We start from the raw sequence: 10,699 nt of genomic DNA on the forward strand, positions 1-10,699 counted from the left end.
TGCTGACCGCGAAGACAAAAAATGCCCTGTTGATCCGACCGCCTCGGCTGCAGGGCTTCCAAGCGGTAAAGGGACGATACAGCCGCTCCAACGGCAGCACCCTAGACTGAGGAAGAGTCCCACATCTGTGATTCCACCCACAGCTTCCACAGAAGCCGATCGACCCGCTGCGCGGGAGCAAGCTAAAGCGCGCAGGCGCAGCTGTCCTTGGGTTTTGGTTTGGCTGGGCCGAAACCGCGCCTTGCGGGTGCGCAATTAAATTAATGTACTCAGATTAGAAGTTAGACACGCCCAGATCGCCTGTGAAGTGAGCGGCGTGGTAGTGCCGTAAGCAGCAGGGATTTACCGAAGCAACTGAATTTCAGGGTTAAGCGTTTACGCTCAATTCTGAAGTGGGCAGCTCAAGGCCGCACCTAAGTGCTCAATTAGGTCAACAGTAGCCCGAGCACAGATAATTTCCTAGAGTTTTTGTTACTGCTCCTGTGCCCGATCGCGGGAGGACTTGTGGATATTTCCCTCCATCCAAAGATTGATCACATAGTCCGCCTCATAGTGGGTGGGAGGGCACATGAGGAATCACAGGATTGAACTCATAGAGATGGCAGGGAAATTGTTGACATTTTCCAAACCGCAGATGCGAGCTACGGGGCATCCCTCACAGTCACTAATTCTAACGATTACTTTTGTCACAAAACTCTGACATCCTGAGCGTCGTTGTTCAGCTTTAAGGTGAGTCCGATTAAAAAGAGTAGGGAAAATTTGCGCTAAAATTACAATTTGTGCGATCGCGCACAACTAACGGACACTACATTGACACCATTTGCGAAGGGGAATCACCTTGACTGACGTGACTGACATCATTTCCATAACAACTGAATCCCGTTCCAATAGCCAACTCCTCGCCACGATTGAGGTTTCGGGAACCCACTCTCAACAGGTGTATAACCAAGTGGTCAATGATCTCCTTCGCCATACGCAAGTGCCTGGATTTCGTAAAGGCAAAGCCCCCCGGCAGCTTGTCTTGCAGCAGATTGGCAAACAGCGGCTGCGCTATGTTGCCATGGAAAAACTGATTGAGGAGACCGTTAAAGCCGCCGTCGAAAAGAATAATATCCCCTATCTAGGTAACCTCGAACTCGAAGGGAACATTACAGAGTTACTGGATCAATTTCAGCCCGGCAAAAACTTTTCCTTCAGCGTCACCTTTGACGTTGAACCCGAAGTTACAGTCACAGCCTACAAAGGGCTGACGATTCCGTACAGTCCCGTCACCTATAATCCCGAAACCGTTGAAAAGCTGCTGAAACGATACCAACGGGAGCACGCCACTCTCATCCCTGTCGAAGACCGGCCAGCTCAATGGGGCGATGATGTTACCCTCAAGCTTGTTACCAAAAATGAAGAAGGGGAGGTGGTAAAGGAACTCTCAGCAGATGAGCTACCCCTGTCCCTTGATGAAGAGCAGTCCTTTTTGCTCAAAGAAATTCCCTCTGCCGTTGTCGGCATGAGTGTTGGTGAGGTGAAAACGGTGACGGTGTCTGTTGGCAAGGAAACGGAGACCCCCAATCAGTTAACTGCCGAGATTGAACTCTTGGAAATTAAGGCTCCCGAACTGCCGCCTTTGGATGATACCTTTGCCGCTGAGCACAGTGAATTCACGACGATGGCAGAATTGCGGGCTTATCTGGAGCAAAATCATCGGCAGCAAGCTGAAGAAAAAGACAAGAAAGCTAAAGAAGCTGCCCTCATTGATACCTTGATTGCTCAAAATCCCGTTGAATTACCAAAAATGCTCATCCGTAAAGAGGTAGAGAGAAAAGTACAGACGACGCTGATGCAAATTCATTCCCAAGGCGTTGATCTCGATAAGATCATGACCGAGGAGCTCTATGAAAAAATGCGTCAAGAGGCAGAGCCGGCGGCGGCTAAGGAGGTACACTCCAATCTATTATTGAAAGCGATCGCTCGCCAAGAGGGCATTGAACCGAAGGCCGAGGCCGTTGAGGAACGATTTGCTGTCTATAAAGAGACAGCAAAAGTGAAAGCTGCCAAAGATTTGCAATGGTTACGACAGTTTGTTACAGAGGAACTCCAACGCGAGGAAGTCCTTAAGTGGCTCCTAGAGCAAAATACATTTCAGCCAGTGGAGTCCGACACAACCCCTGAGCAGCCCGCTGCTCCCGCCGAAGCGCAAAAACGCTCTGGGAAAAAAGCAAGTTCTACCCCATCTCAAGAATAGTTCGGCATAATGAAGGTGATGATCCCTACGGGGACAAACCGCTAGTTACAATTAATTATAATTGAACTGTCATTCTGGGCAACTATGCTGCAATCGCGTTACGACCATCCCCTTAGTGCTATTTTGCGCTCTCCAGCCCTCAACTTGCCGCCCACCCACGCCAATATTGTGCCGATGGTAGTTGAGCAGTCGGGGCGGGGGGAACGAGCCTTTGATATCTATTCGCGGCTTCTGCGGGAACGAATTATTTTCCTTGGTGGGGGTGCCGGCGATCGCCGGGGCATTGACGATGCGGTTGCTGACTCCATCGTGGCGCAGCTTCTGTTCCTAGACGCCGAAGATCCGGAAAAAGATATTTACCTATACATCAACTCACCCGGTGGCTCAGTTACAGCCGGCATGGCCATCTACGACACAATGAAGCACATTCGCCCCGATGTGTGTACGCTCTGCTTTGGCTTGGCGGCGAGTATGGGTGCCTTTTTGCTCTCTGGCGGTACCCCCGGCAAACGGATGGCGCTGCCCCATGCTCGGATCATGATTCACCAACCTCTCGGCGGTGCCCAAGGTCAGGCGGTGGATATTGAAATCCAAGCGCGGGAAATTCTCTACCACAAGCGCAAGCTCAATGAACTCCTGTCACAGCATACGGGGCAACCAATCGAACGCATTGAAGCCGATACTGAACGGGATTTCTTTATGTCTGCTGAAGAGGCCAAGGCCTATGGTCTCATTGATCAAGTGGTGACGCGGCAGACCCTCCCTAGCCACTAAGTACACCCGACGTGCAACCCGAGAGGTTCCCTATGGCCAAATACGATACCCACCTTAAGTGCTCCTTTTGTGGCAAATCGCAGGAACAGGTGCGTAAGCTTATCGCAGGCCCGGGGGTCTATATTTGTGATGAATGCGTAGAACTGTGTAATGAAATTCTCGATGAGGAATTGGCTACCGCTACTCCCCGTCGAGAACCCACACCGTCGCGATCGCCCCGTAGCACGCCCCGCAGTCGTCCCTTCAGCCAAGTCCCCAAACCTAGGCAAATCAAGGAATTTCTTGATAAGCACGTGGTTGGGCAGCACGAAGCCAAGAAAATCCTCTCGGTTGCAGTCTATAACCACTATAAGCGTCTGAGTCTTTTAGAGAGTGATCAGCGGGGCGATGATAATGTCGAACTGCAAAAGTCCAATATCCTCCTCATTGGTCCAACGGGTTCGGGGAAGACCCTCTTGGCTCAGACACTAGCGAAACTCCTTGATGTCCCCTTTGCCGTTGCCGATGCCACCACCCTCACGGAAGCAGGCTATGTGGGGGAAGATGTGGAAAATATCCTGTTGCGGTTGCTGCAAACCGCCAATATGGATGTGGAAGAAGCACAACGGGGAATTATCTACATTGATGAAATTGACAAGATTGCCCGCAAAAGTGAAAATCCCTCAATTACCCGTGATGTTTCTGGGGAAGGGGTACAGCAGGCGCTACTGAAGATACTGGAGGGGACGATCGCCAATGTGCCGCCTCAAGGGGGGCGCAAGCACCCTTACCAAGACTGCATTCAAATTGACACAACGAATATTCTCTTTATCTGTGGGGGTGCTTTTGTTGGACTAGAGAAAACGATTGAGCAGCGGGTGGGCAAAAAAGCGATGGGCTTTGTCCGCGATGGCGAACTTCTGCCTAAGGAAAAACGCTCTGCGGACATTCTCAAGCAACTGGAACCCCAAGATCTGGTGAAGTATGGCATGATTCCAGAATTTATCGGCCGTGTTCCTGTGGTTGCTGTGCTAGAGCCGCTAGACGTGGCCGCCTTGGCAGAAATTCTCACCCAGCCTCAAAACGCGCTCCTGAAGCAGTACCAAAAACTAATGCGTATGGACAGCGTGGAGTTGCACTTTGAACCGGCGGCGGTGGAGGCGATCGCCCAAGAGGCCTACCGTCGTAAAACCGGTGCCCGTGCCCTGCGCGCCATTGTCGAAGAGATTATGCTGGATGTGATGTACGAACTGCCCTCCCGCAAAGACCTGCGTGAATGTACTATCACTCCCGAAATGGTGGAAAAACGCTCCACGGCTGAGCTACTCCTGCATCCTTCTTCGCTGCCGACCCTTTCAGCTTAAGGGCAAGGCGATCGCCTACTTTCTCCAAGATTAGAAAAAGACGTGGCTATCGGGCATCAAGCTCAACTCAAAGGGAACCGCATGGGTGTCTGTCTCGAGGGCAGCGCGGATAAAGCGGGCAACGGTGGCGGGACGCAGGAGTTTTTGGCGATCCACTTTGAGGCTGACGGCATCCCAAAAGGGGGTATCCACACCGCCAAAGTAAAAAAGGCTAAAGCGAATGCCGTAACGTTTAAGTTCCTCGGCCATGCACTTACTAAAGCCCACGACCCCAAATTTAGCGGCACAGTAGGCAGAGGCCAGTGCCATGGAATGCTTACCGAGAATGCCGACCACCGTGCAGATATGTCCCTGCTGCTGCTCCTTCATTAATTCAGCGGCCTGTTGACTAGTGTAAAAGCAGCCCTTGAGGTTGAGATTTAACATCTGATCTAGGTCAGCCGCCGTAATTTTTTGATAGGGCTTGAGCAGACCCGCACCGGCAGCGTTAATTAGCACATCGAGCCGTCCCTGCGTGCTGCGGATTGCTGCCATAAGGGCACTGACTTGTGCCGGGTCGGTGATGTCGCACGGCTGAATTTGCACCCTTGTGGAGGGGGAAAGTTGGGCTGCTAGGGCTTGTAGGCGATCGCTAGAGCGTGCCGCTAGTACAAGCTGGGCGCCGCTGCCTTGCAGTTCCTCGACAACTGCTTGGCCAATCCCACCGGTGGCACCCACCACCAACACCACACGATCTGTTAAGACGCTCATTATTACATTTTTTTACATTCATTTTTTATCTTAGCGTTTCTTTTCTCCATGAGAATCCACCTGTGATCTGAAACATCAAATTAGAAAGATGAGTCTTTTCTATGCGTACTAGGATTAAGCTATTGGACTTCTTGCTAAGCTGTAGTGGAGTTGGGCTTCATGACGCAGCAACCACCCCCTGATCCTCAGTCTGACGGGTTGAACCTGAGAGTTGGGAGCGCTGTTCCCAGAAAACTTGCTCAAATTGCGGTGCAAGCTGCTCTCGGGGTCAGTATAGTGGCAGGGCTGTTTATCATTGAGCTGGCTCCTCAAATTTCCCGAGAGCTGCAAGAGCGCCTCAATCGTCCAGTCGAAATTGGTCACGTGCAGCAGATCGGCCTAAATTTTATTCGTTTTGGTCCGTCGGCTGTTCCCAGCGATCCTTCAAGCGAGGACAGTGTTACCATCTCCCACATTGACGTGTCTTTTAATCCGTTGCAAGTTCTCACTGGTGAGCCCTTAGATCTTGAGGTGACGCTCCACCAACCCCAATTCACTGTGGTTCAGGACGCCGAAGGGCGGTGGTGGCGCACGCAATTGAGGCTGCCAGAAGCGGAATCGCCCCTTTTTCAACTAAAGCAAGTCACGGTGAAAGTGGAGGATGGTTCTGTTTTAATTCAACCCTTTCAGGGTCAGGCCTACCTGCTGCATCATGTCCATGGCCGTTTAACCCTCTGGGCGCAGGATCAAAATTTTAGCCTCAAAGGTCAAGCAGCAGGACAACTGGCTGGGGGTGGCCAATGGCAAGTGCAGGGAATGTGGGATCAAGCCCGAGAGGCGGGGGAATTGGCTTTGGACTTTCGGCAAGTTCCCTTGGCCTTGGCCAATCCAGTTTTGCCAAAAACCATTTCTGTGCAAGGCGGCCGCCTAGAGGGACAGTTCCGGGTTAAGCTTCCCTTGCCAGAAACTCCTGCCGTCACGGGTCAAATTTGGTTGCGGGATGGCCAGCTGCGCACGGCTTTTGTGCCCCAAGACATTAAGGCATTACAAGCTGACGTACAATTGCAGGGCAATCAGGCAAAGCTCCACTATTTGCGCGGGGCGATCGCCAATATCCACTGGCAGGCTCAAGGAACCGTGGGTCTCAAAAGTGGCTGGGACATTGATGCCCAGGTGGCTAGATTTGATCTTGCTCCTACACTCAAGGCATTGCAGATTATGCCGTCTGTTTCTCTCAAGGGGCAGGTGGAGATTCCTAGGCTGCAGGTGCAGGGTGACTTAGCCGCGCCTCAAATCAGGGGTGAACTGCGCAGCTATACTCCCCTTCAAGTGGATCAATTGCAACTACAACAGGTGCGGCTGCCTTTTGTGGCCTCCCAGGATCAGGGCATCAGGTTTATGAATATCCATGCCCAGTTAGTGGATGGGGGTGAAGTACGGGCAACTCTGAGGGTAAAGCCCACCGGGGAGTTTCGCGGGCAGGCTCAGGTGCAGCAGGTGAATTTGCAGGCGATCGCCCGCCGCTATGATCTGACCTCGCCAGTTTCCTTGGGGAAAGGTTTTGCGCAACTGGACTTTGGTGGCAATCTGCGTACCCCAGAGAGTTGGCAGGCTAATGCGGCGTTTCAATTGCCCACCGCCCAGTATCCCCTGCGGGGCACCGCCCGTCTTACGCAAACGCAACTGCTCATCCCTGAGTTTCAAATGCAATTTCTGGGGGGAAGTCTGCGGGGTCAAGTGCAAGCCGTCGCCGGTCAGTGGCAGTTACAGGCTCAGGCTGAGAATCTTTCCCTGCGGCAGTTGAATCAAAATTTACAAGGTCGCCTCAGTGGGCAAGGGATTGCCCAAGGGCGAGTGGATCAGCTGACGCTGCCCGCCATTCGAGCCAAGGCTAATTTCCAAGTAGATCAAACTCCCAGCGGTGATTCTCTTATTGCCGCTGTGAATTGGGATGGTCGGCAACTCCAAGTCCAAGAAGCCACCCTGGGTGCCATTCGTGCCCAAGGAACAATTGGTGTGGATTTAGCGGCTTTAGAACCCACGGACATTCGATTGGGCATCCAAGCCAGAAATCTCCCCCTGAGTACGTTAAGCACCTTCCTAGAACCGAATTTACCTATTTCCCTCACCCTCGCGGGCACCACCTCCTTTCAAGGTCAACTGACTGGACGCCTCAACAATCTCCAATTGCAGGGGGCGCTGTTCACCCAGGGATTGGCTGTGAATGGTTGGCGCTTTGCTCCCCAGCTCACGGGAACAGTGGCTTTGAGCCAGCAACAGGGGGTGACCCTCAATCTCCAAGGGGGGGGCGATCGCTTGGCGTTGCGTTTGGCTCCTGATGGTTTACCCCACTCGCTACTCATTCAACGGCAACAGGCACAACTCATTGGTCAGCGCCAAGGGGAGAACTTTGATCTGCGTCTCCAGCAGTTTCCTATAGAATCCCTGCGGCTGCGTCCCCCAGAGCTTCCTGAAGCGGCCATTCTTACCGGCGTCGCCTCTGGCAGCCTACAGTTGCAAAATTGGACAAGGGGTCAGGGTCATTTTACGGTAGAGCGACCGGGGGTAGGGGCATGGCGGGGCGATCGATTGCAGGCGCAATTTCGCCTGAGTCGCGATCGCTTGACAATTCAATCTGGCCTCTTTGAAAAAGGTCAGAGTCGCTATCAATTGACCGCAGAGCTCCAACCCCAACGATGGGGAGCGCAGTTGACGATTGCCCAAGGCAATCTAGCGGATTTGACGGGATTTGCCACTGTTTTTGGGATTGGTCAACCAACTACTCGGGGCACCGCAGCAGATTTGGGACTCCCCAGAGCCGGAGAAGGTCTCCAAGTATCACTGCTAACGCAAATTCGCCGCCTTGCTGAAATTGAGACGCTACAAGCTCAAGCGGCCTTGGTGCGGCGGCCGCAGCCACTGCCCCCCTTGGATCAACTGCGGGGGGGGGTTAATGGCCAAATCAACCTCAGTCAAACTCCTCAGGCGGGTCTTGTGGCCAGTTTTGATCTCAAGGGAGCCGATTGGCAGTGGGGAAATTACCAAATTGAGCATTTTCTGGGTCGCGGTCGCTTTGCCCAAAATCAAGTGGTGCTGACGACCCTCAATCTTTTGGCCAACGGTGGCCAACTCAACATGAATGGGACGGTGGGGGGCAACCAGCAAAATGCCCAACTGCGGCTGGAGCAATTCCCTGTCAGTCTTGTGGCGAGTCTTTTGCCCCCTGGGGTAGAGGTTGAAGGCAAAGTAAATGCCCAAGCGGTGTTGACTGGCTCATGGCAGCAGCCCATTCTCGCCGGTAGAGCTGCCCTTGTGGAGGGTCAATTGAATCAACGTCCCCTTGAAGCCGCCAATGCCACCTTCCGCTATGCCCAAAATCGTCTTGCCCTTCAGGCGATCGCTCGCTTTAACACGCCAGAGCCGCTGACGGTTACGGGTTCAGTTCCCTTGATCTATCCCCTTGATCCACGACCTGTGGTCGATCCGCAGTTGGCGCTGGATGTGAGTGTCAAAGATGAAGGATTATCGTTGATTAATCTCTTTACGGATCAGGTGCAATGGCAGCAGGGTAAAGGTCTTTTCCAAGTCCAATTGCGAGGGACATGGGAAGACCCCATTCTAAATGGCGTTCTCAGTGTGGATGATGCGGTGATCAAAACCTCCACCTTTGAGGAACCAGTAACAAATCTCAGTGCGCGGGTGCGCTTTGATCGCGATCGCCTGCGGGTGGACGGGATTCAAGGTCTCTTTAGCCAAGGGCAAATTACCATGGCAGGGGTGTTGCCAATTCAGACGCCCTTGGCCTCAGATGATCCCGATGCTGCCACACCCCTCACCGCGTCCTTGAGACAATTGCAAGTCAATGCCGGCAATATCTATCGCGGTACAGTAGATGGCACACTCGTAATCACAGATACACTCCTAAGTCCCAATCTGGGGGGCAATGTCCGACTCAGCCAAGGCCGATTTGATTTGGGCGCTATCAATGGTGTTGCCAATGGCAATGGGTTCGCCAATCCTGCCCACAGTCCCTTTGAACCCCTCGCCTTTGATAATTTGGCAATTCATCTGTCAGATTCCTTGCGTGTGACGCGATCGCCCCTTCTCAGCCTGACAGCCACTGGCAGTTTAATCCTCAATGGGGGTCTCGATAGTCTCCAGCCCGCTGGCAAAATTCGCCTCACGGGAGGGCAACTGAATTTGTTCACCACCCTCTTTTTACTGCAGCAGCGAGCGGATAACTATGTGCTCTTTACCCCCGCCAATGGCTTAGATCCGGAACTCAACCTCACCCTTGCTGCCACTGCCACTGAAGTTTATACTCCCGGCACCGTGACGCGACTCTCCGATGTGGGTTCCGTAACGGCCACCAGTTTGGGAACACTGAATACCGTTCGCATTACTGCCCGCATTAACGGTCGTGTCAGTCAGCTCCAAACCAATTTACCCGCAGTGCTTGAGCTATCCAGTAACCCTTCGCGCAGCACAACCGAACTTCTCACCTTGATAGGCGGTGGCTCAATTGCAGATCTCAACCAAGTGGGGGGAGAAGCGGTGGTGGCCAGTCTCGCCGGAACCGCTCTTTTCAACAACCTACAGGCATTGATTGATCAGGCCACGGGCAACCGCACTTCCTTTCGCATTTTTCCGGCTGTGGTGCCCCCCGATCGCCAAGCCCAAAGTCAAGCTCCAACCCTTGCCGTGGGGGCTGAACTTGGTTTTCAAGTGAATCGTTTTACCTCACTTTCCCTCTTGCAGTTGCTAACCGCCCCCAATGATCCGACGCGGTTTAACCTTGGGTTTCAGGTGACAGAGCAGATCCGTCTTGGCGGACAGGTGAGCACCAGTGGTGAGGGCACAGGCTTTCTTGAGTTTCGTTACCGTTTTTAATGTCGTCTAAGATCACTGTACGGCCAGCAATGCTCAAGCTTGGAAGGGAACAATGGCGGCAGTTTCAGTAACCTCGGTATAAATCTTGATGAAAAATTCCGCTAGGGTCTTATTTTAAGGAGGCTCGATCCCATGGCAGCGGTTAAGTCTGCGTTGGCAATTTACCTTGGCCTTAACTCTTGCGGCGCTCTTTCCAGCTATGCTCATTACTGAAGCGCTCATTCAGATCAGCTACCGTAGCTTTGAGTTCAAGGCCTATCGGCGCGATCGCCAGACCATTTGGGTGGCATAAATATAGGGGCAGTTTTGGATACTGACGGCAAAATTTCCTACTATGAAGGATTGGTACAGGACATTACCGAGTGCAAACAGCGTGAACAAGTGATGCAGCAGCAAATCGAAGAGCTAAAGGTGGACATTGATCACAAAAAGCAGCAGGTAGCAGAAATTACGGAAACGGAGTACTTTCAGCAGTTGCGCTGCGAGGCGAACTATTTGCGTCAGCGCCGCCATTGCTAAACCATGACCGTGACTGATATTCAAGCCCTATTTGAGCGCATTGCCCCCCTCTACGATCGCCTCAATGATCAACTGAGCTTTGGTCTTCACCATGTCTGGAAACAAATGGCTGTGGACTGGCTCCAACTCCCTAAAGGGGCAACGGCTTTGGATCTCTGCTGTGGCACGGGGGATTTGAGTCGTATGCTGGCGCGTCGGGTGGGGC

At 52.8% G+C, this 10,699-nt stretch carries 8 protein-coding genes; 7 read left to right on the forward strand and 1 reads right to left on the reverse strand.

Annotation, left to right across the window (positions count from 1 at the left end; all coding sequences use genetic code 11):
* Nucleotides 1-847: 847 nt before the first annotated feature.
* The 3 genes from tig (at nucleotide 848) to clpX (ending at nucleotide 4,356) form a co-directional block, all read left to right on the forward strand.
* The gene (gene tig, locus P3X23_RS05475; RefSeq protein WP_300873963.1) at nucleotides 848-2,239 is read left to right on the forward strand and encodes a trigger factor; all 1,392 of its coding nucleotides are present in this window, start codon (nucleotides 848-850) and stop codon (nucleotides 2,237-2,239) included.
* A gap of 84 nt (nucleotides 2,240-2,323) precedes the next feature.
* Nucleotides 2,324-3,013: an ATP-dependent Clp endopeptidase proteolytic subunit ClpP gene (gene clpP, locus P3X23_RS05480; RefSeq protein WP_149819305.1), complete on the forward strand. Its 690-nt coding sequence runs from the start codon at nucleotides 2,324-2,326 to the stop codon at nucleotides 3,011-3,013.
* Nucleotides 3,014-3,045: 32 nt separating this feature from the next.
* Complete coding sequence (clpX, locus tag P3X23_RS05485) at nucleotides 3,046-4,356, forward strand: ATP-dependent protease ATP-binding subunit ClpX (protein WP_300873947.1); 1,311 nt, start codon at nucleotides 3,046-3,048, stop codon at nucleotides 4,354-4,356.
* 30 nt (nucleotides 4,357-4,386) lie between these two features.
* Here the strand turns inward: clpX and P3X23_RS05490 are convergent, their stop codons facing one another.
* Nucleotides 4,387-5,106: an SDR family oxidoreductase gene (locus P3X23_RS05490; RefSeq protein ID WP_300873949.1), complete on the reverse strand. Its 720-nt coding sequence runs from the start codon at nucleotides 5,104-5,106 to the stop codon at nucleotides 4,387-4,389.
* Nucleotides 5,107-5,265: 159 nt separating this feature from the next.
* Between P3X23_RS05490 and P3X23_RS05495 the strand changes: the two genes are divergently transcribed.
* The 4 genes from P3X23_RS05495 to P3X23_RS05510 form a co-directional block, all read left to right on the forward strand.
* On the forward strand, nucleotides 5,266-9,975 hold the full coding sequence (locus tag P3X23_RS05495) for a translocation/assembly module TamB domain-containing protein (protein WP_300873952.1): 4,710 nt from the start codon (nucleotides 5,266-5,268) through the stop codon (nucleotides 9,973-9,975).
* A gap of 166 nt (nucleotides 9,976-10,141) precedes the next feature.
* Complete coding sequence (locus P3X23_RS05500; protein WP_300873955.1) at nucleotides 10,142-10,267, forward strand: hypothetical protein; 126 nt, start codon at nucleotides 10,142-10,144, stop codon at nucleotides 10,265-10,267.
* Nucleotides 10,268-10,281: 14 nt separating this feature from the next.
* Nucleotides 10,282-10,494: a hypothetical protein gene (locus P3X23_RS05505; protein ID WP_300873957.1), complete on the forward strand. Its 213-nt coding sequence runs from the start codon at nucleotides 10,282-10,284 to the stop codon at nucleotides 10,492-10,494.
* A gap of 3 nt (nucleotides 10,495-10,497) precedes the next feature.
* The coding region (locus P3X23_RS05510; RefSeq protein ID WP_300873960.1) for a class I SAM-dependent methyltransferase at nucleotides 10,498-10,699 on the forward strand (202 nt) is incomplete at its 3' end.

It is taken from the genome of Thermosynechococcus sp. Uc (assembly GCF_029335995.1).
Lineage (GTDB): Bacteria > Cyanobacteriota > Cyanobacteriia > Thermosynechococcales > Thermosynechococcaceae > Thermosynechococcus.